The sequence below is a fragment of the Pedobacter sp. genome, assembly GCF_039594775.1.
Lineage (GTDB): Bacteria > Bacteroidota > Bacteroidia > Sphingobacteriales > Sphingobacteriaceae > Pedobacter.
This window is the reverse complement of the sequence record NZ_JBCNMT010000003.1, coordinates 446,366-472,093: the sequence shown is the minus strand read 5'-3', so window position 1 is coordinate 472,093 and position 25,728 is coordinate 446,366. Positions and strand designations below refer to the sequence as shown.

General features: G+C 39.0%; 19 protein-coding genes and 1 tRNA gene. 10 read left to right on the top strand and 10 right to left on the bottom strand.

The features are described 5' to 3' along the window. Nucleotides 1–75 precede the first annotated feature (75 nt). Both ABDV71_RS11490 and ABDV71_RS11485 read right to left on the bottom strand, forming a co-directional pair. A complete protein-coding gene (locus ABDV71_RS11490) occupies nt 76–1,437 on the bottom strand; it encodes an ATP-binding protein (protein WP_343532646.1) in 1,362 nt (453 codons plus the stop codon). 62 nt (nt 1,438–1,499) lie between these two features. Further along, nucleotides 1,500–2,183, bottom strand: a complete 684-nt coding sequence (locus tag ABDV71_RS11485) for a response regulator transcription factor (RefSeq protein ID WP_343532644.1) — start codon at nt 2,181–2,183, stop codon at nt 1,500–1,502. Nucleotides 2,184–2,578: 395 nt separating this feature from the next. On the opposite strand from ABDV71_RS11485, the gene ABDV71_RS11480 reads away from it, so the two are divergent. From ABDV71_RS11480 to ABDV71_RS11450, 7 genes are all read left to right on the top strand, one after another. Then, complete coding sequence (locus tag ABDV71_RS11480) at nt 2,579–2,881, top strand: metalloregulator ArsR/SmtB family transcription factor (RefSeq protein ID WP_343532642.1); 303 nt, start codon at nt 2,579–2,581, stop codon at nt 2,879–2,881. 9 nt (nt 2,882–2,890) lie between these two features. After that, complete coding sequence (locus ABDV71_RS11475; protein ID WP_343532640.1) at nt 2,891–3,895, top strand: LLM class flavin-dependent oxidoreductase; 1,005 nt, start codon at nt 2,891–2,893, stop codon at nt 3,893–3,895. A gap of 189 nt (nt 3,896–4,084) precedes the next feature. Then, the gene (uxuA, locus tag ABDV71_RS11470; RefSeq protein ID WP_343532638.1) at nt 4,085–5,260 is read left to right on the top strand and encodes a mannonate dehydratase; all 1,176 of its coding nucleotides are present in this window, start codon (nt 4,085–4,087) and stop codon (nt 5,258–5,260) included. A 96-nt stretch (nt 5,261–5,356) separates the two neighbouring features. Beyond that, nucleotides 5,357–5,430 (top strand) — tRNA-Arg (locus ABDV71_RS11465). A 665-nt stretch (nt 5,431–6,095) separates the two neighbouring features. Continuing rightward, a complete protein-coding gene (locus tag ABDV71_RS11460) occupies nt 6,096–7,001 on the top strand; it encodes a hypothetical protein (RefSeq protein WP_343532636.1) in 906 nt (301 codons plus the stop codon). A gap of 31 nt (nt 7,002–7,032) precedes the next feature. Beyond that, on the top strand, nt 7,033–7,551 hold the full coding sequence (locus ABDV71_RS11455; protein WP_343532634.1) for a nicotinamide-nucleotide amidohydrolase family protein: 519 nt from the start codon (nt 7,033–7,035) through the stop codon (nt 7,549–7,551). Nucleotides 7,552–7,610: 59 nt separating this feature from the next. After that, nucleotides 7,611–10,268, top strand: coding sequence for a metallophosphoesterase (locus ABDV71_RS11450; protein ID WP_343532632.1), 2,658 nt, complete (start codon nt 7,611–7,613; stop codon nt 10,266–10,268). Between the two features lie 333 nt (nt 10,269–10,601). Here ABDV71_RS11450 and ABDV71_RS11445 read toward each other — a convergent pair whose 3' ends face one another. Together ABDV71_RS11445 and ABDV71_RS11440 are read right to left on the bottom strand one after the other, a co-directional pair. Then, on the bottom strand, nt 10,602–10,736 hold the full coding sequence (locus tag ABDV71_RS11445) for a hypothetical protein (RefSeq protein WP_343532630.1): 135 nt from the start codon (nt 10,734–10,736) through the stop codon (nt 10,602–10,604). A 48-nt stretch (nt 10,737–10,784) separates the two neighbouring features. After that, entirely contained in the window at nt 10,785–11,771 is a 987-nt protein-coding gene (locus tag ABDV71_RS11440) for a hypothetical protein (RefSeq protein ID WP_343532628.1), read from the bottom strand. Between the two features lie 100 nt (nt 11,772–11,871). Here ABDV71_RS11440 and ABDV71_RS11435 point away from each other — a divergent pair, with 100 nt between their 5' ends. The 3 genes from ABDV71_RS11435 to ABDV71_RS11425 all read left to right on the top strand — a co-directional run bounded on the left by ABDV71_RS11435 (nt 11,872) and on the right by ABDV71_RS11425 (nt 14,585). Then, complete coding sequence (locus ABDV71_RS11435) at nt 11,872–12,213, top strand: hypothetical protein (RefSeq protein ID WP_343532626.1); 342 nt, start codon at nt 11,872–11,874, stop codon at nt 12,211–12,213. 621 nt (nt 12,214–12,834) lie between these two features. Beyond that, nucleotides 12,835–13,686, top strand: coding sequence for an AraC family transcriptional regulator (locus ABDV71_RS11430; RefSeq protein ID WP_343532624.1), 852 nt, complete (start codon nt 12,835–12,837; stop codon nt 13,684–13,686). Nucleotides 13,687–13,748: 62 nt separating this feature from the next. After that, the gene (locus tag ABDV71_RS11425; RefSeq protein WP_343532622.1) at nt 13,749–14,585 is read left to right on the top strand and encodes an NAD(P)-dependent oxidoreductase; all 837 of its coding nucleotides are present in this window, start codon (nt 13,749–13,751) and stop codon (nt 14,583–14,585) included. 359 nt (nt 14,586–14,944) lie between these two features. Here the strand turns inward: ABDV71_RS11425 and ABDV71_RS11420 are convergent, their stop codons facing one another. From ABDV71_RS11420 to ABDV71_RS11395, 6 genes are all read right to left on the bottom strand, one after another. After that, a complete protein-coding gene (locus ABDV71_RS11420) occupies nt 14,945–16,507 on the bottom strand; it encodes a serine hydrolase (protein ID WP_343532620.1) in 1,563 nt (520 codons plus the stop codon). Nucleotides 16,508–16,618: 111 nt separating this feature from the next. Then, on the bottom strand, nt 16,619–17,428 hold the full coding sequence (locus ABDV71_RS11415; RefSeq protein WP_343532618.1) for a helix-turn-helix domain-containing protein: 810 nt from the start codon (nt 17,426–17,428) through the stop codon (nt 16,619–16,621). Between the two features lie 251 nt (nt 17,429–17,679). After that, nucleotides 17,680–21,672 carry a two-component regulator propeller domain-containing protein gene (locus ABDV71_RS11410; protein ID WP_343532616.1) on the bottom strand — a complete coding sequence of 1,331 codons (3,993 nt, stop codon included), beginning with the start codon at nt 21,670–21,672 and terminating at the stop codon, nt 17,680–17,682. Nucleotides 21,673–21,945: 273 nt separating this feature from the next. Continuing rightward, entirely contained in the window at nt 21,946–23,205 is a 1,260-nt protein-coding gene (locus ABDV71_RS11405; protein ID WP_343532614.1) for an MFS transporter, read from the bottom strand. A gap of 6 nt (nt 23,206–23,211) precedes the next feature. Continuing rightward, nucleotides 23,212–24,756 (bottom strand): sulfatase, encoded by a 1,545-nt coding sequence (locus tag ABDV71_RS11400; RefSeq protein WP_343532612.1) that lies wholly within the window; start codon nt 24,754–24,756, stop codon nt 23,212–23,214. 36 nt (nt 24,757–24,792) lie between these two features. Beyond that, nucleotides 24,793–25,722, bottom strand: a complete 930-nt coding sequence (locus ABDV71_RS11395; protein WP_343532610.1) for an ROK family protein — start codon at nt 25,720–25,722, stop codon at nt 24,793–24,795. Nucleotides 25,723–25,728: the final 6 nt, after the last annotated feature.

Here is a 25,728-nt window from a genome sequence, read left to right as displayed (position 1 = left end):
CCAAAACTATTCCGAAGGAATTAAACGCGAATTAAATCGAAATTAAAAAGCGATTAAAAACAGTTGTGTATAGCTTTATAGATAAGCAAACCGAATATAAAAGGTAGTGCCTTGCTCGGTAGATTTGAAGCTGAGTTCGCCTTTGGCCAGTGTGATAATTTTATGGGCCATGTACAAACCCATGCCATTTCCTTTGGGTGTATTTTCCTTACTGGAGGTATAAAACGGTTGATAGATTTGCAGAGCATCGTCTTGATGGATGCCCACGCCTTGGTCTTTAATGGCCACTTCGAAGCCTAACTCATTTGCACTTAAAATGCAGTACACATCTTGCTGGTGAGAAAACTTAAAAGCATTGGCAATGATGTTATTGAAAGCTATTTCCAATAGCGGTGGGTTGAATACAATCGTCAGTTTTTCGCTTTGCGTTGGTAGGTTTTCCATTTGGATGTGTAAGGTAGCTTTTCCCGCATTTCTTCGCTGCCATTCCATTTGCAGCCGCCATAAAAGCTCATCTATCCTGATGGTGTCTGTTTGCAAATTACCTAGTTCCAAATCGGCTTGCGCCAAACTTAAAAGACTATTAATGGTGGCATTCATTTTATCCACGTCTTCAATCACCGATCGCAAAGCTTTTTGATATTCTTCTGTGCTTCTAGGTTGGTTTAAGGCAATTTCTGCCTCCATCAGTAAGCTGGTGATGGGAGTTCTTAGTTCATGAGAGGCATTAGCCACAAAGGTTTTTTGAAGGATGAAGGCCTGCTCCAAATGGTCCATTAACTGGTTGAAGTTTTGCGCCAACAGGTTGATTTCATCTTTGTTGTTCCCTTCCTGTACACGATAATCCAAATTGTTGGATTTAATGTTTTTAACATCGGAGATGAACACGTTCAATGGTTTTAAAATGCGATTGGCTATCCATCTGGACGATAACAATAGCCCAATGGCAATTACAAAAAAGGTCGCAATCATGCTGATTCGTAACTTGCCGATCCGCGAATAGGTGCTTTGGTCAATGGCAGAGGCCAGAATTACAAAGTCGCCCTGGTTGTCCCTGTAGAAAACACCGACGGTCTGTCGCATGCCTTCCTTAAATCTTACTTTGCCTACTTTACGCACTTGATTAATCACGTCGCTGGTCCAAAACTGCTGCTGGTCTTTAATAAAACGAGGCCTATTTTTGCTATCATAAATACGGACCACTTCACCGTGTAACGTTTCCAAGTAGGCAATTTTCACGCGTCTCAGGGAATCGGCGGAAATTTCATCCGCTTCGAGGTATAATTTAGCATTGATAAAAGCCCTGTCGTTAAGCCTATCGTAAAAGTCGCTTTCCAGAAATTTGATGAAGATAAAATAGACCGTAAATAGCACCGCCAATAATACTGTAGTACTAATCAAGGTAAAGTAAAGGGCTAAACGGTCTTTTATTTTCATTTTACGGTTGTGGCAACAAAGATAGGTATTCCTGTTTTAAGGGGCTTGTAGCAGGATAGAAGCTATTTCAGGATATAACCCATTCCAATTTTGGTATGGATGAGTTTTCGTCCAAATCCCTTTTCTATTTTATTGCGTAAAAAGTTAATGTAAACGTCCACTACATTGGTTCCAGTATCAAAACTCACTTCCCATACTTGCTCGGCAATGTATTGACGGGAGAGCAAGCGGTTGGGGTTTCTCAGGAACAATTCTAATAAGTGGAACTCTTTGGCAGTGAGCTCAATGAGTGTTCCAGCTCTTTTAACTTCTTTACTTTGGATATCTAGAACTAAGTCTTCAAACTGTAGCTGGCTGTTGGATTGCTTAATGTTCCCAGAAAGATTTTGTCGGCGCAACAGCGCTTCAATTCTGGCCAATAGTTCCCTAAAATGAAAAGGCTTCACCAGATAGTCATCGGCACCCATTGCCAGCCCGTTTACCTTATCATCTATGGTGCCCAATGCGGTGAGCATTAAAATTGGCGTATGGTTTTGCTGCTCACGTAACTGCTGACAAATAGCTATGCCGCTAATTTTAGGCATCATGACATCTAAAATGAGTAACTGAAAACTTTCAGATTGGAAAGCATTTAGTGCACTTTGTCCATCAGGATACGTATTTACTTGGTAGCCATTTTCTTCTAAGCCACTTTTAATCAGCAAGGCAATCTTCGGGTCATCCTCGGCTAATCCAATTTTGTACATGTGCTTGTAGATTAGGGTTTGGTCCAAAAGTAGTAAACAATTAGCTAATCAATTAGCCGACCTTCAAAGATTTCTTCACTACGGTCGAAATGATGGTACGGGAATAGACAATACTAGATGATGACGTGTTAACGAAATAAACTAATAAACGAGTGAGCCTATGAACAAGTGAACTAATGAATCTCGAAGTGTCGGGACGATAGCCTCTAACTACTAGTGCCTAATCAAAAAAACACCCCGCTCGTTGGACACCCCTCTAAAGAGGAGAATTTTGAGCCTACGTATCTAACTACTAGCTCCTAACCCCTAGCCACTAGTACCTAAATTTATCTCCCTTATGTCATCTCTGCTATCCATCATTGGAATATCGGAAAAAGTCGATATATCTTTGTGCCATGGATCAGGTAGAACTATTTAAAGCATTAGCAAATAAAACTAGACTGCAGATTTTAATATGGTTAAAGTCACCAGAGGAGCATTTCCCAGATTACGAACCTGCTTGCGGATCAACAGATGTTGGCGTTTGCGTGGGCTACATCCAAAAGAAATCGGGCTTAACGCAGTCTACTATTTCCGAGTACCTATCAACATTGCATCGGGTAGGACTGGTTTCCGCTACTCGGGTAGCGCAGTGGACCTATTACAAACGTAATGAAGCAACCATTGCTACTTTAGGCAACCTGATTGACACTTTATAGAAAGAAGACATGAGCGAAAAAAAATTATCAGAACTTCCTTATTCAGTACTGGATTTGGCGGGCGTTATAGAAGGACATACCATTGCCGACACCTTTAAAAATAGTGTAAGTTTGGCCCAGCATGCCGAAAAGCTAGGTTACAATCGTTATTGGTTAGCCGAACATCACAACATGATCAGCGTAGCCAGTTCGGCAACTTCGGTATTAATTGGCCATATTGCGGGCCATACCAAAAGCATTAGGGTAGGTTCTGGCGGAATTATGTTACCTAACCACACGCCCTTAATTATTGCAGAACAGTTTGGTACATTGGCTACGCTTTATCCCGATCGTATAGATTTGGGCTTAGGCAGGGCGCCAGGTACCGATCAATTGACTGCCTTTGAAATTAGAGGCGAGCGTTTTCACTCACCACAAAATTTTCCGCAGGATGTATTGAAATTACAAAAGTATTTAGGCGACGATAATTACGACAGCAGGGTAAGGGCTATTCCAGGTGAAGGCACCAATGTACCCATTTGGATTTTAGGATCGAGCACGGAGAGCGCACATTTAGCAGCTTCTTATGGCTTGCCTTACGCTTTTGCCAGCCATTTTGCGCCGACCCATTTTTTTGAGGCCATCCAAATTTATCGTCAAAATTTTAGACCTTCTGAGGTGCTACAAAAGCCTTACGTCCTTTCTTGTGTAAACGTAGTTGCCGCTGATACTGATCAGGAAGCAGAGCGATTGTCGACCTCTTTAAAGATGTTGTTCATGGGCATTGTGACCAATAAGCGTCGTTTGTTACAACCTCCGGTAGATAGTATGGATGGCATTTGGAGTGATATTGAGGAAGCTGCGGTAGAGCAAATGTTAGATTTTACTTTTATTGCTGGCCCCGAGAAACTGAAAGAACAGCTTCAATCATTCCTAAAACATACTCAAGTGGATGAATTGATGGTCACTTCGCATATTTACGACCACCAGGCAAGGTTAAGGTCTTACGAAATTGTGGCCGAAACCTTAAAATAACGGCGGCTTTTGCAAATTAAGCCTTCTGTAGTTCATTGTTTAGCTATAGGAGGCTTTTTCTTTTTGCTCCTTCCACGGTCATTTACTTGATGTTGCCGTTTACGATAACGTTTCCGTAACTATTTTGCCATCATTTTATAGGGCTTGTATCTTAAAATATGTAATATTGGCTATCCTTATATAGATAGAATGAGCAATCAAAAACATAAATTATTACAGACCTGGCGTTGGTATGGACCAAATGATCCAGTTTCATTACAAGATGTAAAACAGGCTGGTGCTAGTGGCATCGTAAGTGCTTTACACCACATTCCGCATGGCGAAGTTTGGCCTGTAGCAGATATTTTAGAACGCAAAGCCATTATTGAAGCGGCTGGACTTACCTGGAGCGTAGTGGAGAGTGTACCCGTTCACGAAGCGATTAAAACCCGTAGACCAAATGCCGAACATTATCTACAGAACTACAACCAATCGTTAAGGAATTTGGCACAATGTGGATTGAAAACCATTTGCTATAATTTTATGCCGGTACTGGATTGGACGCGTACCCAACTTGATTTGGAGATGCCAAACGGCGCAAAAGCCCTTTACTTTAACTGGACGGATCTAGCCATTTTCGATTTGTTCATCTTTAAAAGGGAAGGAGCAGAGGCTGATTATACCCCTCAAATTGTAGCAAAGGCAAAAGCTAAATTTGCGCAAATGAGCCCCGCTGAACTAGCTGAACTACGCACTAATGTGTTAATGGGTATTCCCAATGAGAAGGAAATTGAATTAGAAGCTTTACGTGCGAGTATTGATGAATATAAAGTTATTGGCCATGATGGGTTAAGGGCTAATTTAGCTTGGTTTTTATCGGGCATAGCCGAAACCTGTACCGAGTTGGGCATTAAAATGACCATTCATCCCGATGACCCTCCATATCCTATTTTAGGCCTACCTCGTGTAGCGAGCACTAAGGAAGATTTAGTAAGTATTTTGCGTAGCGTTGACCAACCTTTCAATGGCATTTGCTATTGTACGGGTTCTTTAGGCGCAGGCACCAAAAATAACTTGGTAGAGATTTTTGAAGCGGTTAAAGAACGTGTTTACTTCCTGCATTTACGCAATGTGGCTAAGGATGAGGAGGGTAACTTTTACGAAGCCGACCATCTTGGAGGCGATGTAAACATGTACGAAGTGATGAAAGTAGTAACGGCCGAAAATGCGAAGCGTACGGAGCCCATTCCTTTTAGACCTGATCACGGTCACCAAATGTTAGATGATTTGAATAAAGTAACTAACCCAGGTTACTCAGCCATAGGCCGTTTGCGCGGATTGGCAGAATTACGAGGATTAGAGTTAGGTGTTACCGGCAATTATTAGAAAAAGATTTTTCAACTTTTTTTAGATTATTGTGTAGAAATTATATCTTTGCACCACCATAAGGGAAACGGATAACAATTCGTTTTCATTATAAGGGCCTCCATAGCTCAGCTGGATAGAGCACCGGTTTTCTAAACCGTAGGTCATAGGTTCGAATCCTATTGGGGGTACACTTTTAAATAGCTAACAATTTGATTGTTAGCTATTTGTGTTTTGTGGGTTGCCGTTTTACAGCTTTTTTTGTCAAAATAATTTCTTGTTGATTTCTCAATGTTTTGATTTTCAAACATTTAAAAATCGTTAATTTTAAACGTTTTTTCTATCGATTTTTGCATTATTTTGACTGTCAATTTATTAAGATTTGGCCTGTTTTTTATCAAAATAAATCGAGTTCTGATACCATGAGCGGATTAGCTTAGAACTTTTTTTCTGTTTTGTCTCTGCTTATTGCAATTTCTGCTATGATTTGAGTTATAGATTTGATGAATTTTTCATCTTTATGGCACTTGTTTTTTGTTTCTTCAGATACTCTCTATGTCTTGACAAATTTAATCTTGTTGTTCTTAAATCTGTCTCTTCCTAAAGGTAATAACTCCAATTGCAATTCCAAGCTGCATGTGTCCATTGGGGGTGCCGTCTAAGCGGCTGAGCGAGATCAAGCGGCAGACGAAGTTCTCCAAGCTACTCTTTTTGGAGGAGATGAGGGAGGAGTGCCTGCGGAGCTTTGAGAATGAAGACCGGTATGGCAGTGGCCGTTGAAGGTGGCCAGATCAGATGGGCTTGTGTTTTGACTGTAAGGCTTTCTTTGTATATTTGGCCTACCATTTAAAATTCAATGATGCTCCAACTTTCCGATCTGCAAGGCAAACTTGCGAAAGCTTTCTTTTTTAGTGTAGTGATAGGTTTGTTCTCTTTTGGCGTGACCTTCGCCCAGAACAGGGTCTATCTGCCGGATGGTACGCTGTTTAGGGTGGATACGACCAAGGTCAGGACGCTGAAGGAGTATAGCGAGGCTACGGGCAACAAATACCTGGGTACGGATGATGTGCCCGACAAAGACAAGACGATCTTTCTCTATAAGCCGCTCTCCTATGAGCCGGTACTGGTCATTGCCAGGGATTCTGTGACGGTACGCAATGCGATGAAGCTGGTCAATAAGGCCAAATACCAGAAGTCCTACCGCTTCAGGAGCGACTTTGAGGCTTTGGTAGATTCGGGCTTTGTGCGCAGTGACATCATCAAGCTGTTGGGGGAGCCAGACGAAGAATATGATAGAGAGGAAGTCTATACGATATTGAGCTATAAGGGCTTTTCTATCCAGTGCATCAAGAGTACCTATCCCGAGTATACGACGATAGACAAGCTGACAATCTATGACATTGCCGGCGCCAAGAAGAGCGGGATCGGGATTGCCGAATTTGGGATCAATTTAAGCGAGTACGATGACGATATCGTCACTGGCTTTCGCGCTTCCTTCTATAATTTCTCTCCCAAGAAGATCAAGTACATCTACATCACGGTAAGGGCCGATAATGCGGTTGGCGACATGGTCAGTGCCAAAACGGTCAGGGGGATAGGACCGATTCCCAACGGTGAGATGGGTTCCTATAATTATGATTCTACCTTCTATTCTAAGATCATAGAAACGGTGAGGATCACTTCACTTAAGATCCAGTACTTTGATGGCACGACCAAACTGGTGACGGGACCGCTGTTGAAGGGAAGTTTTGTGGAGAAATAATTTTAGTTCTAGATTTTAAACCTGATATCATATGGATAAAGTATTGATCGCTAAAGCGACCATATTTAATAATGAACTTAAATCAAAAGGGTTGACCATAATTGCTGCTGAAAGTATTACAGCTGGACTTTTAGCTAGTACAATTGCGTCCGTTTCCGGAGCTTCTGCGGTTCTTAAGGGAAGTATCGTAACTTATAGTGAGAATCTAAAAATGAATCTTTTAGATGTTAATCCATTGACACTTGGAAGTTATACGGCTGAATCTCGACAAACAACCGATGAGATGTGTTTGGGGCTGAAGAAACTTTACCCCGAAGTTTCAATTCATGTAGCTATAACAGGAGTAGCATCTACGCCCGTAGACGATAATTACAAAATAATTAACCCTGTTGGCCAAGTTTTTTTGAGTATTCTTTATGCTGGAAAACTATATCGATTCGAGCAAAAAATTGAAGGAGACGAGGTTGATCAAAGAAATTCAATAAGAGCGAATACTGTCATTTATATACTTGAAAAAGTACTGGAAATAATCACGGAAAAATTAAACTAATTTAGCATTAATAGTAGCTTATAATAGCGTAAATCCTAGCAACCTACCAAATATCTAAAATGAGAATTGTACAACTTTCCGATATTCATCTTTCTTCTTCTAATCTAACTGACTTGCGTAACTTTTATCTGGATGCACTAATAAAAGACCTTAAGTCATTCCATGAAATTGTCCCTATTGATGTTATCCTATTTACTGGAGATCTGGTCGATAAGGGGGGAGAATCCTTGATTGATAAAAACGTAAAAAATCCAGAGAACCGCTATGATATCTTTGAGAAAGAAGTTATTGCTCCAATTCGAATTGCTTTACAGTTAAAAAATGAACAGATATTGTTGATTCCTGGAAATCATGATGTGGAAAGGGAAAAGATCGATAAATATTCTGAGAGTTTTCTCCTTAGTTTGGATAAGGAAGGTGTCAACGATGAGCTATTACCTAATCAAAAAGAGTTTAGAGGTGTAAACCAAAGAATACAAAACTTTAAAAGCTTTGAACAGAAATTCCATGAAAGTAGTGCCAATTACAATTATTCGAACAATGAGTCTACTACAGTTGTATCTAATATAGGCTTTGCACTTTTAAATGATTCTTGGAGATGCTCTTCAGATTTAAAGTCGGAGAATCATTTCATGGGCTACAATCAGCTTTGGAACGCTAACAAATCTTTCAAAAGTGCAGACACGGCATTCAATATTGCGGTTTTCCATCATCCGCTTGCTGCTTTTAATGATAACGAACGGGAAGAGATAGATAGTATTTTGCAGTCGCAATCGTTTGACGTGGTCTTTTTCGGTCATAGTCACAAATATGAGTCAAAATCACTGACATCGACATCTGGTGGGTATTATGCCATAAATGGAAGGAGTGCATTCGACAATGCTGATGAAAAACACAGTCAATACCAACCAGGGTACGTTATTCTAGATCTTAATATAGAAACTAGGGATTATGCTTTGACTGCTCGAAAGTTCATTAAAAAAACTGGTTATAAATTTGATATGGACACTGATTCTGTCACCGGAGGAAAGGAAACGGGGATTTTACCAAATACGAACAACTATACTGAGTTCGCTAAACCTGAGCAGTCTAACAACGAAGATAAAAAACTTCCTAATAGCTACTCGGCTGATGTCCATAAGATTGTAGGTTTACTGATCGGAAAATCACTTTATCCAGAACCTTATATGTTTGTTAGAGAACTGGTTCAAAATTCCGTTGATGCCTGTAATAGGGTAAGGGATAAAAATACTGCTATTGTACCAAGAATTACCATCAATGTTAATCAACGCGAAAACTTTCTGGAGGTGGTGGATAACGGAGATGGAATGACTAAAAATATTATCAAAAACCATTTTTCTGTTATTGGTAAAAGCATAAGCCAGGAATTTAGCGATAGTTCTGGGAATTTTGATCTCATATCTCAGTTTGGCATCGGGTTCATGAGCACTTTCATTGTTGCCGAAAAGGTAGTTGTTGATACCAAAAATGATGATGACGAACAGATTGTTTTTGAAATTAATGATGTGTTTAAGGGGTTTAACTACCTTAAAAATTACGATAATGTGCGATCTGATTCTGGAACGAGTATACGTATTTATATGAAAACTGGATATGCTCCGAGAGAAGCCTTGTCACATGCAATCTCATACCTCAGACATATTGAAGGATTGGAAATTAAGCTCGATAATGCCGTAATGGATGTGCCAAACAGTTGGAATTTGGAAAAATCGCTGTACAGGTACGAAACAGAAAGTTCTTCTCATGTAATTAAGCTTGGAATTGGCCCTGAACCTATACAAATAATTGCTTCTAATAGTGGATTTAAGATAGGTGTGGACTTACCCGAGATCATACCTCATAAATTCCCGTTTATCATTGGTGGTGAGGTCAACTTTCTTCCGAAGGGAATCGATTTTGATATGTCCAGAACGAAGATAATGCCAACCAAGAAAGCTCAGATGTTTCGTAAGGAAATGTCTGTGTCATTGAGAAAACTTTTAAGGGAGGCCCTTGAAGGGGGGAAAGAAAAACTCATAAACGCAGTATTGAATTACTTATATTATTATCTGCAGTTTTATGAAGCTAATAATGCTCAGATGCAGGCTTCTTATACGGACTTTTATTCTAAGGTAGAGCTCATCAATATGTGTTGTGACTATACCAATTTTCATCATGAAGGTCAGGTTTTACCTCTGAGGGATATTATTTCTTCAATGAAGGTGCGAGGTTTGAACCATATGTTTTTTTTCAATAACAATAACACAACAGATTATCAAACAATTGCCATTCAATATTTACAGAGCAAAGGCTACTTGGTTTTCGCAAATAGGGGTATAAATGTAAGTTTTCGTGATACCCCAACAACAATCAGCCTACAGGGTGTGATGATGCAAATTGCTTCCCACCACAACTTCAGGCTGTTAGATATTAATCAGGTTCCAGCCGATATTTTAGTAGATATGAAAATGGATTTGTCAGTCCTCCCTGAAAGATTACAGAAGCTGTTGCCAGAAATTTCTGTTCGTAATAACGTCAAAATTGAGGTAGGTAAATTTGGGAAACTGCCCAAAGCATCAGTCAGGAATAAAGATAACATCTTTCTTAACTTTGAGCATGAAACTTATCAGTCGCTAATTGCGATGATCGACGATCCCGAGGATCAGTTTCAGGTCTATTTGTTGGGTATTTTAGGATTGCCGATAATTTCTTCTTAGATTCCATTAATTGAGAGCCGTGTGAAATAGATCGAGAATGTTTGGTAAACGGCACAATTGATTTATTGGTTAGATTGATTAGAAGTAAGCCTCTCAATTTATCAACGCGAAATACTGTGATCGGGTTCTTTCCTACTTTTGAGATTGACGGTCGGATAGTAGGAGAAGCTGTTACTTGAAATCCTCCTCTAGGCTGAAAAGTAAAGCAATAACGACTTCCTTTAGTGTCGCCTGGTTATGTTCCATTAAAAAGCTTTGGGCGACCAGTCCCCTTATCGTCTGGTCTTTACCTTCATCTTGGTTTTCCAATAGGGAATATGCTATATAATAGATCTATTCCTTGATCCTTACCTTAAAAGTTCTATAGGTGAACTTACTCTGTTGATTTTTTTCCTTGGCGTTTAATAGGTCGCAAAAAAACTCCTCAAAATCTGAACTGTTAAGCGTAGAAAAATCGAACTTGGCCATTAATGTTTTGTCCTTACATTTTAATTTTACAGGATTTGATAAAGTAGTTTATCCTCCAATATTTTTTACCTCAAAGAAAACTTCCTTAAGCCACCTGCTTTTATAGTTCTCCAATCGTGTGTGATTGATTCTCTCGATAAGTTGCTTGAAAAGCTCCGGTTGATTGCTTTTTAATGCCACCAATTTCTCTTTTATTTCCTTGCGCATTACGCTCGGGCCAAACTTTCCAAAGCCTGGCCTGACGTCGTACTGTGGAGGGGTGTAGCCCAAAATCTCCAAAATCGAGATATAGGTTTCCTTATCAATTTCGGTCTGCTTTCTATTCTTCAGGAAATAGTTTTGATAGTCACTGTACAGTGTAATCATGGTTTTGTAAAAGTCTACCGTATGGTGGAGCTTCTGTTCTTCACGTTCACTTGAGATGGTTTTGCCATGTTTTTCGAACATAGGCCTGAAATCTTCCGGATTTCTCACCAAGATGAGTGGCCAATTCAGACACCATAACTTTTGGGGTCCGGCCTTGGTAGGCACATCATATTGAATACAGTGGAAGTCATTTTCCAAAAGATCTTTAAACTGGTAGTCTGCCATACATTCTTCGATGATGCCCGGCTTGATCACACAACCGCTCCATTGTTGAATGGTCTCCAATGTATAGGCTTCGGTTAGTGCCTTTCCAAATATTGTCCTGCCCAAATTGGTTTCCTTTACCGTGATCTCTCCCTTACTGATTCCTCCACGCAAGGGCATATCGGCCATAAAGCCTGCTACCAACATTTTGGAAACTAAAATTGACAGGTGCATAAACGAGTTCACATTGGTGTTTTCCGTCCACATGACTATAGAATCGGAAACAATCGTGCAATGCACCTTGCCCAATCCTTCATGTAATGCGTACTTGTCAGAGAGTTCTGTGGTCTTGGTGACTATATAATCTGAAAAGGTGTCGTAAAGAGATTCTAGGGCTTGGTGTTGATTGTTGTCAACGATCTGTTTAAAGCCTAGAATATCGAGAAACGCTACGTAAGATTCCATTTGGTAAGAGTTTTAAGTGGCTAAATATATAAAAAATCATAGCCATTTGAATAAGGCCTTGGGCCTGGTCTGTTGGGGTTCTGTTCCAGAAAAAAAAGAAATGAAATCGATATATCAGATTGGAGGCAGACCATTCAATATCGAAGCCGAACAACATAGCATAGAAAGTTTAAGGGTCTTAAGGAACCACTTAATGCATTTCGATCCTCCATCACTGGTAATTACACTCGAAGAGGTGACCATTTGGTTTAACCAGATTATTGATATTGGCAAGGTTCTGATCAAAATGCGGCAAGCATTAGGAATAGAGGTCTCGGAAATACTCCTCAATTTTGTTCTTCAAGAGGAAGCTATTTTTATTGCGCCAGACTCCAGTGCTAGAAAACCGCTCCAACTAGATAGCGGTGATGGGTATCAATCATTGGTTTGGCCAAAAGGCTAGTGATAATTTTGACTAATCATAATTATGCTAAATAACTTTTATGGATATCTAACTTAAACTTACTCAATATATCACTCTTCTGCCATCAATGGGAAATCCACACTGGAAATGATGAGATGGTCATGTACTGGTAGCTCCAATATACTGCGCCAGCCTCAACCAATTGATTAGTCTCCTTGATATCCTGATAGCTTGGCTTGAGATTTTCTCGGTGAAAAACATACATGCCAAAATAGATTTAGACCATAATTTACTGACCTTTGGGCAGGGGGTATAATTTCAAAAAAACTATTTTTCACATTCGCCAACTTTTTTGTTCTAAAATAGTCCTGTTAAGGCATGCACTACTTTGGCAAGACTTAAATTTAGAGGGAAATTATATGAATTTTTTTCTCTCCAAATCTTCAATTATAGGATCTATAAGTGATAGAAAGCGATTTAAATGTTCAAAGTATTCCTCATAAGGGGTACAAAAGGAAACAGCACTATTGAGTTGTTTCCTTTTTTTATGCCTTAAAATTTGTAAGTCCACTGGAATCATGCAGAATCTTACGCGGCAAACAGATTATTCTGTCTGATTCAGGCACTCTTAAATAGGTTTGATTTTGTTAACTTTGTATCATGGATACAGGTATTTCTGGACTAAATTGGGAAGAGTTAAAACTGAAGGGTTTTAAAGTTCATAAGTTATCGTCCTCAAATGAATTGCCCGTACGCACTGGTAGGCGTGATTATTATAAATTGGGCCTCATCCATGGAGAAATAAGCATAGAGCAAGATGGTCAGCTAAGCGATATTAAGGGCGCTTTTCTAATTTTCATCAATCCAAAAGCGCCAAAATCGATTGTTCGAAAGGTGAACAGAACCAGTGGTTATGCTTGCATTTTTACCGAAACATTCATGAGCAATCGAGAATTAAGAGACTCGCCCTTGTTCAATATTGAAGAAAACCCGGTAATTCAGATAGATAGCAACCAAGCAGCTTTTGTGGATCATATTTTCCAGAAAATGGTGGCAACCTATGAAGGGGATTATGCACATAAGGTAGAATTAATCAAGAATTGCATTGCCCTTATTACTCATGAAGCCTTAAGGATACAGCCCCCTCAACACAGTTCTGCCGAAAAAAATGGCGCCAGCCGTATAACGCATATGTTTTTGGATATGCTTGAAAAACAGTTTCCGATTGAGCACACCACAGACGTACTACAACTTCGGACAGCCCAAGATTTTGCCTCTTCACTTGCCGTGCATGTAAACTACCTTAACCGTGCCGTGAAAGCCATAACGGGAAAGCCCACTTCTGTGCACATTGCCATGCGTATTACCGCGGAAGCTAAAGCGCTTTTACAACATACAGATTGGAGCGTTTCTGAAATTGCCTACGCATTAGGTTTTTCCTATCCTGCCTATTTCAATAATTTTTTCAAGCGATTAACTGGCAACACTCCTAGTTCAATTCGGAAGGTTTGAAAATTATAGTTATTGGTTTGATAATCATTTAACCAATGCTGTGTTTTGAACGAACTTTGGGTATGAAAATTTTAGTTACAGGAGCAACAGGAAAAGTAGGGAGCAGGTTTGTTCCCCGCCTAATAGCCAAGGGCTATGATGTTACGATATTAATACGGAATGCAGCCCAGGCCATTCCGGGCACCAAATATGTGGTTGGCGATTTGTTTGAACCAGAAAGTCTGCCAGCGGCAGTAGAAGGTATAGATGCAATTATTCATCTAGCAGCCTTATTCAGAACCTTTACAGATGACGAGGGCATTATTAAAACCAATCATTCAGGCACCATAGCTTTAGCCAATGCCGCTGTTGGTGCCGGCGTAAAACGATTTGTTTTTGTCAGTACCAGTAATGTGTATGGGTCGGGCTACGGTCATCCAGCAAAGGAAAACGACCTAGTGGATATAAATGATCCAAGGGCTTATGCAGCCAGTAAAATAGCTGCCGAACAAGAATTGCTGACCATGAATTTAGACGTAAGGATACTGCGCTTGGGTTTTGTATATGGCGACAAAGATCCACATATTGATGAAATTATGCCGATACTCAAAAAGTGGGGACGTCCTGCAGGATATAGAATGCACATGGTACACCATTTAGATGTAGCGCAGGGTTTAATGTTATTGCTGCGATTGGATGGATTAAATGGTCAAATATTCAATATTGCTGATGATGCTCCCATCACCTTATATGAACTTGCAGAATCTGTTGGCAAGGTGGGTGATGTGTTCGATAATGCACCTACAGTATTAAATGATCCCTTTGAGGGGACGATGGATAGTGCCAAGCTGAGAAAATGGACGGGTTTTCGTCCACTGGTTCCAAGCTTTTACGTTGCTTCTGATCTGGATATACTGTAGTTTAATAAACATTTAGCTTTCCGAAATTTCTAAAAACCTTAAAAGTGGTTCAAAGAATTTCCCATGCTCGGTACTGCTCAAATAAACCTGCTAAAGGAGTTAAAAGGACTTTGAATACTTCAAAGTCCTTCTTTTATTAAAGATTATCGTTTTAATTGCTGTTAAGCCCGCTCAAAGGATTTCTTCTTAAGATTTTACAAATCAGCAGGATAGGGGATTGGGGTTGAGCTCTTATTATATCCAATACTTTTCAATACTTTAAATTAGTATTGAAAAGTTATTCTCCTATGTCAATTCCGGATTTCAGCAATTTAAATTGCTGAAGATAGCTTGATGGTATCAATTGTGTAATAAGAAATTTATTTTATTCTAATCAGATCTAAATCACCAAAATCAAAACTAAAGTCGATAGATGGTGAAATTCCTTTCATTTTGAAAGATCGAGCTTTTTCCTTTTCTGTAAAAGAAAAAGTAGCAAATGCATCGCAGTTCATATCTCGGTATTCCCATTTTATGGCAAAGATATTCCTATCATAAAAATACATAGGGCCATTTAATTTCGGTGAACGTAAGCTTCTAATCCAAAGCTGCTTTCCCTTCATAAAAATCTCCATTTTCCCAAACCATTTGTCTTCATACATCCCTATGTAATCCTCAGTTTTAATTTTGATATTCTTTACGGAGTCTACTTTTTCCCAAACTTTCTTCGTTACTCCATCAGCATTACTTACGTTTTTTATAAGATTTCTTGCCCTGTTATCAATCCAATTTGCATCGTCCAAGCCAAAATAGCTATCCGTAATTGCCCGTGTAATTGCGAAAGCAAGGCTTCCGCCACCACTTTCAGTATTTGTTAATACTACAATGCCTAAATTCAAATCAGGGACTAAAGTTACTTGTGAGAGCATGCCTGGCAAACCCCCAGTGTGCATAGCCACCAAATTCCCCTTTACATCGTTCAGGAGCCAACCTAAACCATATCCGTTAAAATGAGTATTATATCTTTCAGATACGTAGTTGGGTAATACCGTTTGTATCGTCCACATTTTGGCACTATTTGCTGTAGAGAATAAAGAAGACTTCAAATCATTTCCATACTTACCCTTGTTGAGCTGCATGATCATCCACTTTGACATATCATTTACATTAGAATATATACCGCCTGCGGGGCTGATCATTCCAATATTGAAACGATTAATTGTTTTTAAAGTGCCCGTTGCTGTTGAATGTGGTGTTGCCAGATTTTTTATTTCATTGATTAGAGAATCGCCAACAAATGAGTTGCTCATTTGTAAGGGTAGGAAAATGCGTTTTTGAATAAAGTCTTCAAAACTTGTTTTACTTACTCTTTTAATAACTTCGCCCGCAATAATATAGAGTAGGTTATCATAATTGTATTTTGTTCTAAATGCTGATACTGGTTTGAAATTCTTGAAAATCGTGGTTATATCTTTTGCAGTAAAATCTGATCCATCCGGAAAAAAAGTCAAATCACCAGCTCCAAGCCCAAGGCCACTTCTATGAGTTAGCAAATCAACTATATTAAAGTTGTCGGTTACATATTCATTGTACATTTTAAACTCTGGAATGTAATCCTTTACCTTATCATCCCATTTAATTTTGCCTTCGTCGACCAATATGGACAATGCAGCCGTTGTAAATGCTTTACTATTAGAAGCAATCTGGAAGTTTGTAAATTCATTGGTTAATTGTTTTGTATCAACCGAGCTTACTCCATAGCCTTTTAGATGGATCACTTTCCCGTCTTTTACAACAGCTATTGCAGCTCCAGCTACTTTTAGTTTAGTTATTGCTTCTTTCATCAGCGAATCAATCTTAAAAGAAGATAGCTGCGAAAAGCTTTTTAGGCTGGCGAAAAGAATAGCGAAGGTGATGACTAGTGCAAATTTTATTTTTTTCATATCAATTGACTTTAAGATTAATGTTTTGAAAACCAATACTTACCATAAGAGGTAAATCTCCGAACAAAGTAACCTTAGAAAAAATTATCGAAATTGTAAAAATGTTACCAACTAAGTAAAAAGCCAAACATTTTTATTGGCCGTATTTACATTTTTAAAGAAAAGATTTGGATTGATTTTAGTGAAAGATTTAAAATCCTTAATAAGGTGAGCTTGATCGAAAAAAAGATTCTCGTACGACAGTTCAGTCAGGCTTTTTGATGTTTGATATTTAATTATTGCGTTTCTGAACCGGAATATTTTTCTGTACTCTACTGGAGACTTTCCTAAGTACTTCCGAACTAAATTGTTTAAGTGCTTTCTGGAAATGTGATGTTTTTTGGCAATGTTGGCTATTTTGATGTTGGACTCAATGTCTAATAAAATAGCTTTCATGAATGTTAGGTCTTTCGTTGTCAATTTTGATAACCAGTAATTTTCAAGGGCTATTATTTGCAACGGTCTTTCATCAATGTGAAAAATTTTGTTCATTTCATCCTTAAAATCTGAAAATTGGGGTATAAATTCTGTCATCTTTTTTTGAGAGAACATGGCTTCCAGATTGTCTACAAAATAATTAATCCCGAGCGGTTTGAAGTAAATGGTAATCTCTTGGAAGGGACTTTCATAATTTACTTTTATTGGGTTTATATAATGATAGGCGAAACTTGAATTGATTTTATAATCATAAGATGGTTGGATCAATATTTCATTTTTATCGAGTTTGATTGTAGAATTAAGGTTTACAGAAACAATGCAGTAGTTGTTTGGGAAAGTCATATAGCTCGTATCTGCCTCATTTCCATTATCATTAAGGAAATAATAACCTTCTATGAACTGTTTTAATATATCATTTTCCGGGGTGTAAAAATGTATTTTCAACGTATTTCAATTTGATAAAAAACTATTATAATAGACACGCAAAAAATATGAACGTGACATGATACATTGATTTTAGATTTGCTTCGTTTTTTTAGGGAATATTTAAGGTGAAAAATGCAAAATGCTTGTTAATGATTCTGTTAAGGATGTAGATCGAGCTTTGATTTTTTCAAGGAATGGCTTTTACTTAAAATCTTTATCCTTACTTTAATTCAGACTATCTTTTTAGCTAAATTGTATTTGAAAATAAGCTATAACTCCTCTTTTCGCTCAAGATATTCTGTTGGCATACATCCAAAGAATTGCTTAAACGCAGTTGAAAAATACGAGGGACTATTGAAACCGCACATATAGGAAATTTCGGATATGGTGTATCTTCTTGTTTCAAGTAAGCTCACCACTTTTTTGAACTTTATACGTTTAATGAATAATGAGATTGACTCGCCTGTAAGTGCTTTGATTTTTAGGTAAACATTTGCACGACTCATATTGAGTTCTTGGCTTAGTTTATTAACTGAGAAGTCGTATTCGTTTAAATTGTCTTCAATAATTTTAATGGCTTTTGTTAAAAACTCCTGATCAAGTGGATTGCCAGCAATCTTCTCTGGTTCAACCTTTTTTGAACTTGCGTAGTAGTCTTTAATGTTTTGCCTTAATCTTAAAACCGCCGTAATTTTAGCTTCTAATAACGAAATAGAAAATGGTTTGGTTAGGTAATCATCAGCGCCATGATCAAACCCTTCCATTTGCTGGGCCCTTTCGTTTTTGGCTGTCAATAGGATAACAGGGATATGACTGGTTTCTATATGTTGTTTGATGTGCTTACAGAAACTAAGTCCATCCATTTCTGGCATCATCACATCGCTGATGATCAGGTCAGGCTGATGGTTTTCTAGAAGTTCAATGGCTTGCAGACCACTGTTGGCCAGTAGGAGGTTATATTTTGTGCCAAAATAGTTTTTTAGATAATCAATGATATCATGATTATCGTCAACAAGCATGATTGTTTTTTGGCCTTCTTTTGAATTGTCTGCCGTGTTGTTAAAAGCAGGCTGTTCTACAGGAATATTGAGCTGGGGTTTGTCATTATGCCACATGGCTGCTTCTACACGTTCATCATCGGCATATGCACTGTCGTTGATAGGTAGGGAAGTTCTGAAAATTGATCCTTTTCCGAGCTCACTTTTTACTTCAATTTGCCCATGGTGCAGTTCCACTAGATTTTTCGTAAAGGCGAGGCCAACACCAGATCCCAAATTGGTTTGCTGCCCATCAATTTGATAAAAACGGTCGAAAATTCTTTCCAGATGTTTTTTCTCCATTCCAATGCCAGTGTCTTCAATTTCCAATACCACATTTTCGTTGGCTACATACAAGCGAATGGTAATGCTATGGTTAGGCGGGGTATATTTAAAGGCGTTTGAAAGTAGGTTGTAAAGGATATTTGCCAATGCATCCTTGTCAAAAAAGACATCCAATTTATCAATTTGGCTTTCAAAAAGATATTTAACCTCATTTTTTTCGGCCAATGGCTTAAATGAAACATATACATCTTCTGTAAAGGCTACCAAATCAGTTTTGTCGACTCTTAATTTCCTTGTACCCATTTCTACCTTGCGAAACTCAAAAAGTTGATTGACCAATTGATAAAGGCGTTTGGTGCTCATGAGCATCAATTTGCAAAGCTCTTGAAGTCTATTGCTGTCTACCGGAGCTGTTGAAAGTTCTTCGAGTGGGGCCATAATGAGCGTAAGTGGTGTCCGTAACTCGTGAGAAACATTGGTAAAGAAATCCGTTTTAAGCTGGTTGATGTATTTTATTTTTTCCTGTTGGATGCGTTCTACCTTTAATTGGTGTAATGCACGTAAACGTTCGGTAAGTACCCGATATAAAAATATGGTGGCGGCTATGATCACCACTACAAGTATAAAATAGAACCAATAGCTTTTATACCATATGGGATTTATTTTGATAGATAGCGTACGAACAGGGCTAAGCTCACCCAAAGGACCTACGGCTTTTACATAAAATGTATAATTTCCCGGCTGTAAGTTAGTGTATGTAGCTTTTGAAGTGCCTCTTGTCTCTTGCCAATCCTTATCGAAACCTTGTAGTTTATAAAAATAGGTTGTTCTATTCGTGGAAATATAATTGAACGTATTAAATAAAATAGAAAACTGCTTTTGCTCGTGGTTGAACTGTAGGGAAGAAGTTTGGTCGATATGCTCGTTAAGAATTCCTGTACTATCTTTTGGAGTGACGGTATTGTTGAACAATTCCAAACCGGTAAGGGTCACTTTTAATTTTAGGGAATTCTGATTGAGTTCTTCGGGATAAAAATAGGTTACGCCATCAATTCCCCCGAACAGCATCATGCCATTGGCAGCTACACAGGAAGCAGATAGGGTAAATTGACGATTTTGCAGACCATCATTTGAATCGAAAACCTGACGTTTTCCAGAAGTTGGGTTGTATTTGATTAAACTGGTATTGGTAGTGATCCATAGATCCCCCTTGGCATCGTTTAAAATGGCATTGATATTTCCTTTTGGCAAATTGTTGCGTTTTTCGTAGGTAACGAACGTCTTATTGTTTTCGTCAAAAAGATTTAGCCCATCCCTGGTTCCAACCCAGATTCGTTTTTCTTTATCTTCGGCAATAAAGTTGACGATCTCGCTACTTAGCAAAGCCGGAGAAAGCTGCTCGATAGTCATGTTGTCTGGGTAGAAAATATTTACCCCATTTGACGTTCCTACCCAAATGCGATGCCTACTGTCTTCGAGAAGGTAAGTGATTTCGTTTGAAGTGAAACTCTTGCCCTGTCTATCAACTTTGATGGTTTTAAACCCTTTGTTGACATCGTCAAATAAATTTAATCCTCCAGATCTTGTTCCCACCCAAATACGTCCAGCATGATCTTTAAGCAGGGCATAAACCATATTGTCTGATATGGTAGAGGAATTGCCAGCAATATTTTTGTAGACCGTTACTTTCTTCGTTCGCGGGTCGAGTACATTTAAACCCGCGTTGTGAGTACCTAATAGCACATTGCCGTTATTGGCAAAAGCGATGGATTTGATGTTATTTGAGCTTAACTGATCGTCTACCGTGAAGTAGGAGATAGAACGTTTGGAAGGGTTCCAATAGTTTAAGCCCTTATCATTGGTGCCAATCCAGAAATTACCATAACCATCCTGTTTGATTACGTTAACTACGTTATCATTAAGGGCAGTTTTGATAGTTCCTTGCCCTAGGAGGTTAAAGCTAATTTCGTTTTTATGGTAATAATTTACACCTCCATAGAAAGTGCCCAACCACATGCCCATTTGATGATCTCTATAAATGCATCGAATAGAATTTTGGCTGATGGTTGTAGGTACATATGGTTGGTGATAATAGTTTTCAAACTGTTGCTTAGTATTTAATATAGAAAGGCCCTTGAACGTACCCATCCAAATATTTCCCCCCGCATCTTTTCCTATACTTCGTACTTCATCACTAATTAAACCAGGTATTCCGTTTCTATTGTTATAATTAACAAAACTTAAATCCTTGGCGTTAAGTTTGCTTGCACCGCCCCCTTGAGAACCTATCCAAAAGTCGTTGCCATCGGGAAATATAACAAGGATTCTGAACTGGTCCATGCCCGTTTTAATTGGCTTAATAGAGCTGTTTGAGCTATTGAGTGCCCACATGCCTTTTCCGGTGCCCAATAATAGTTGATTTTCCCAAACACAGAGGCTATAAATTTCCGAAATACGGTATCCCGGAGAGGAAAGTTTTAGGCGACGAAACTGATTGTCCGTTGGTTCTAATTTAAATAATTCTCCCGTAGTTCCCGCTGCCCATATGGTGCCGTCTTTGGTTTCGATAATTGAACTGATGAACCATTCTCCGGGTTTAGCTTTCAGCCGATAATTTGTAAACCGATTGGTATGGTAGTCGTACAAACTTACACCTTCATTGCCACCTATCCATAATCTTCCTTTTTTGTCTGTAACCAGACAACGAATATTGTAAGATTGGATGCTGTTAGGGTCTGATTTTGAAGGACGAAATACGGTAAAGCCTTTGCCGTCGTAACGATTTAGACCATCTTGTGTACCCATCCAAATAAAACCTAGTGGGTCTTGTGCAACTGTATATACCGTGCTTTGTGATAGGCCTTTGTCAACCGAAATGCTCCTGAAATTTCTGGCATCTCCCTGACCGAAAGCGACATTGCTGCAAAGGAACAATATCAACGAACAACATATATAAATTTTCCTGATCAATCTTTTGTATACAAATCTTCAACAAGGGTGAATATACATCAAACTTTTTTGAAAAATAATGGGATAGCTTATAATTAAATTGAAGCTATTTAGAAACTGTTTAAATTTCTTTTTCATAAAACACAGGTGTCATGTTGAGCTTCCCGATTATTCGGGACAAGTTGTCGAAACATCATCTAATAAGTAGTCTTCGACAAGCTCAGACTGACAAGTAAAAAGCTCGACCGAAATTTAAACAGTTTCTTAACCTCTTTTAAATACATCCTTAAGCTTTACCGTTTTATTATTTACCAATGGACGAGCATATAAAGCCAGTAAAAAAATATATCCTAGTGTAATGTAAAGGAACATTAATCCGTAACGTAAGCCGATTAGATCTCCAATAAATCCTACCACAAACGGAACCAGTGCCCCACCAAAAATGCCTGAACAAAGGATACCCGAAAATGCACCGTGATGTTTACTTAAAGAATTGAGCGCTAATGAGAACACCACAGAAAACATCACAGAAATAGTGAATCCTGATACGGAGAATGCGTAAAGGGCAATGTGTTGACTACCGAATAAGGCTATGGTAAGGGCAATGGCAGATAGAGCGGCGGCTAGTTTTAATACTAATTTCGAATCCCATAATTTTAAAACAACAAGCCCCAATAGGCAACCTATGGTCATCAATCCCCAAAACCATGCTACCGCATTAATGCCAACAGTATCTGGGTTAGCACCATGGTAGCGTTTTAAAAATTCAGACATCCAATTGGCCAATGATTGTTCTGTACCTACATAGGCTACAATGCCCAAAAAAAAGAACCATACCCTGCCTTGTTTTAGCAGTTCTATATATGCTGAGGCTGTGCCGGCTTTTTCATCGTCTTTTAATTCTACACGTGGTATTTTTATTAGACTGAGCAATACAAGCATGAACAGAAAGATAAAGCCAAATAGCCAATACAGGGCTGTCCATTGCAATCCATTTTTTACTAGGGAATTTAATGCGCCGAGCAGGGGATTGTTGGGCGATTGTCCACCCAGTGCTTTCATGAGGTAAGCGTACACAAAAGGACTTACAAATGAAGCCAATCCAAAAACCAGTTGCCCCATTACGGAGTAAAAAGCAAAATTTTCTTCACCACCGGCAGTGCGCATCAGTGGGTTGATGATTACCTGTAACATGGCCATGCCAATACCAATAATGAACAGCGAAGCAAGGGCCATGCTGTATTGTGGGTTAAAGGCAAAAAGTAATGTTCCTATGAGATTGAGTGAAAAAGCAATCAGCATTGATTTTTTTTCGCCCAGCTTTTCTATCATCACCCCAGCGGGTATTGACATTACACCATAGGCCAGAAAGAAGGAAAAGGGTAGGAAAGCTGCCATGGTGAGGCTTAGTTGATAAGTTTCGATAATGATGGGCATCAACGGGCCCAGTATATTGGTTACAAATGAAATTACAAACCAAATAATTAGTATAACACCCACCAAAAAGCTACTTCTCTGTCTCATGAATCTTTAATTTTTTATTGCTGTGTTTAGGATTTTTTCTGCTTCTGTATCTTGGTACTGCTTAATTGAAGCATTTAGTTTTGCCTTCATTTCTTTTACAATAGGTGCAGCAGTCTTACTGTCGTAAATGTTGTGTAGTTCATCAGGGTCGTTTTGAAGGTCAAACAATTCCCAACTCTCCACTCTTTTGTAAAATCGTATCAGTTTATATCTATTGGTTTTAATTCCGAAATGTGGAGATACGGCATGTTCACCATTTTCGTAGTAATGATAATAGATGGCATCACGGGCAGTATATCGTTGTTTTTTTAATAAAGGGAGGAAAGAAAGCCCTTGCATTTCAGTTGGTACCACTGCGCCAGCTGCTTGTAAAAGCGTAGGAGCGATATCGATATTTAGAAGAGGTTGATCAATACTGGTACTAGGTTTTACTACTCCTGGATAGCGCATGAGCATTGGTGTACGAAAGGACTGCTCATACATCCATCGTTTATCAAACCAACCATGTTCGCCCATATAAAATCCTTGATCTGAAAGGTAGATGACGATGGTGTTTTTTGCCAGTCCGCTTTTATCCAAATACTCCAATGTTTTGCCAATGTTACGGTCAAGTGAGGCCGCTGTAGACAAATAGTCTTTCATGTAGCGTTGGTATTTCCATTCGGTAAGCGCACGACCAGTTGGTTTTTCCTTTTCGAACTGCATTTTTATTTTGTCGTAATAGGCATGCCACTGTTTTCGCTGATCTTCGGTCATGTCACTAATATCACCCGAATGGTTCAGCGGTTGACCATCGTACATCTTCAAATCATTGCGTAGGGTCATTGTTTTTTCAATGCTCATATCTTGTACGGCAGCGGCTTTACGGGTTTTGTAGTCGTCGTAAAAATTGTTCGGCAACTCAAATTTTATGCTGTCATATCGACCAAGGTCTTCCAAAGCTGGCATCCAAGTGCGGTGGGTAGCTTTATGGCCAATAACCAAGCAAAATGGTTTCGAATCGTCACGCTTTTTCATCCATTTTTCAGCTTCCTCCGAAATAATATCCGTTACATATCCCTGAAATTTCTTCTTGGTATTATCCATTTGTATAAAATCGGGGTTGTAATAGCGTCCCTGATCGGGTAGGATACTATAATAGTCAAAGCCTTGTGGAGTATTGTTGCCCAAGTGCATTTTACCGATCCAAGCCGTTTGGTAGCCTACCTTTTGCAACTCTTTGGCAAAGTTGTCCTGATTAAAGTTGAAATTGGAATTTTCATTATCCTTGAAACCATTTTTGTTGCTATATTTTCCAGTAAGGATAGCTGCTCTGCTAGGCCCACAAATGGAGTTTGTTACATAAGTTTTGGTGAAAATTGCTCCTTCTTTAGCCAATCGGTCAATGTTTTTGGTTGGCGCCCATTTACTTCCATAGGCACCAATGGTTTGATAAGCATGGTCATCGGAAATAATAATGACAATATTGGGCTGCTGTGCTTTAACTGCGTAACTGAAGGTTAATATGCCTAATAATAGCATATTAATGATGAATGTATTCCTGTATTTCATAAAACGCTGATGATTTAAAAGTTTCAGTCTAGGTTTTTAGTTTTTTACGTGGTCAAATACTTTTGCAGCACAGCCTAATAGGCCTGCTTTGTTACCTAAGGTAGCCGCAACGATATTGGTATATTGTACGGCCGCGGGCATCGCAATACGAAGTACACGAGATTTGATTTCATCTATGTAAAAACTGCCAGCTTCGCTAATACCGCCACCCACGACTACTTTTTGTGGACTGAATACATTGACCAAACTGGCAATACCGGTAGCCATATAGTCAAAATGTTGTTGTAGGGTAGCTTTAGCTATGGAATCGCCTTCGCGATATTTTGCAACAATGCTCCGTCCGTTTATTTTATCTCCTTCGGCAACAGTTCCACCAGCATCACGAAAATCTTCGATTAGGGCCAATATGGAGGCATAAGCTTCAAAACATCCTTTAGCGCCACAGCTACAGGGTTTGCCTCCATGGTTAATGATGATATGACCTAACTCTGCACCGCGATTTTGGTGGCCGCCAAATATTTCCCTATTAATGAGAATGGCTCCGCCAATACCGGTTCCAACGGTAAGGAATACAATATTTTCACTATCATTGGCGGCGCCATATTTCAATTCACCGTAGCCCATCATGTTCGCATCATTGTCTATCCATACAGGATAACCTGTTTTTGCTTCGAGGATTTGGGCTAGGGGAAGGTTGTTAAAACCCGGAAGATTATCGGCACCGCCAATCACCACATTTTGGTCTACAATACCGGGAAAACCAATCCCTATTCCTTCCACCGAATTATTTACGGCTATTGCACATCGCGACACCGCATCTGCAATTGCTGTAATCACATCTTCTTCTGTGCTAATTTCTTCTAAGGTTTGCAGAAATGAGTGTACAATTTCACCATTTTGGCCTACTACACCGCACTTCAGCGAAGAGCCGCCCACATCTATCCCTATTGCAAATTTCTCCTGCATGGTAAT

Bases quoted from the DNA above. Each gene is read 5' to 3' on its own strand.
- ABDV71_RS11490 (WP_343532646.1), bottom strand. From the start codon at position 1,437: ATGAAAATAAAAGACCGTTTAGCCCTTTACTTTACCTTGATTAGTACT.
- ABDV71_RS11485 (WP_343532644.1), bottom strand. From the start codon at position 2,183: ATGTACAAAATTGGATTAGCCGAGGATGACCCGAAGATTGCCTTGCTG.
- ABDV71_RS11480 (WP_343532642.1), top strand. From the start codon at position 2,579: ATGGATCAGGTAGAACTATTTAAAGCATTAGCAAATAAAACTAGACTG.
- ABDV71_RS11475 (WP_343532640.1), top strand. From the start codon at position 2,891: ATGAGCGAAAAAAAATTATCAGAACTTCCTTATTCAGTACTGGATTTG.
- uxuA (WP_343532638.1), top strand. From the start codon at position 4,085: ATGAGCAATCAAAAACATAAATTATTACAGACCTGGCGTTGGTATGGA.
- ABDV71_RS11460 (WP_343532636.1), top strand. From the start codon at position 6,096: ATGATGCTCCAACTTTCCGATCTGCAAGGCAAACTTGCGAAAGCTTTC.
- ABDV71_RS11455 (WP_343532634.1), top strand. From the start codon at position 7,033: ATGGATAAAGTATTGATCGCTAAAGCGACCATATTTAATAATGAACTT.
- ABDV71_RS11450 (WP_343532632.1), top strand. From the start codon at position 7,611: ATGAGAATTGTACAACTTTCCGATATTCATCTTTCTTCTTCTAATCTA.
- ABDV71_RS11445 (WP_343532630.1), bottom strand. From the start codon at position 10,736: ATGGCCAAGTTCGATTTTTCTACGCTTAACAGTTCAGATTTTGAGGAG.
- ABDV71_RS11440 (WP_343532628.1), bottom strand. From the start codon at position 11,771: ATGGAATCTTACGTAGCGTTTCTCGATATTCTAGGCTTTAAACAGATC.
- ABDV71_RS11435 (WP_343532626.1), top strand. From the start codon at position 11,872: ATGAAATCGATATATCAGATTGGAGGCAGACCATTCAATATCGAAGCC.
- ABDV71_RS11430 (WP_343532624.1), top strand. From the start codon at position 12,835: ATGGATACAGGTATTTCTGGACTAAATTGGGAAGAGTTAAAACTGAAG.
- ABDV71_RS11425 (WP_343532622.1), top strand. From the start codon at position 13,749: ATGAAAATTTTAGTTACAGGAGCAACAGGAAAAGTAGGGAGCAGGTTT.
- ABDV71_RS11420 (WP_343532620.1), bottom strand. From the start codon at position 16,507: ATGAAAAAAATAAAATTTGCACTAGTCATCACCTTCGCTATTCTTTTC.
- ABDV71_RS11405 (WP_343532614.1), bottom strand. From the start codon at position 23,205: ATGAGACAGAGAAGTAGCTTTTTGGTGGGTGTTATACTAATTATTTGG.
- ABDV71_RS11400 (WP_343532612.1), bottom strand. From the start codon at position 24,756: ATGAAATACAGGAATACATTCATCATTAATATGCTATTATTAGGCATA.
- ABDV71_RS11395 (WP_343532610.1), bottom strand. From the start codon at position 25,722: ATGCAGGAGAAATTTGCAATAGGGATAGATGTGGGCGGCTCTTCGCTG.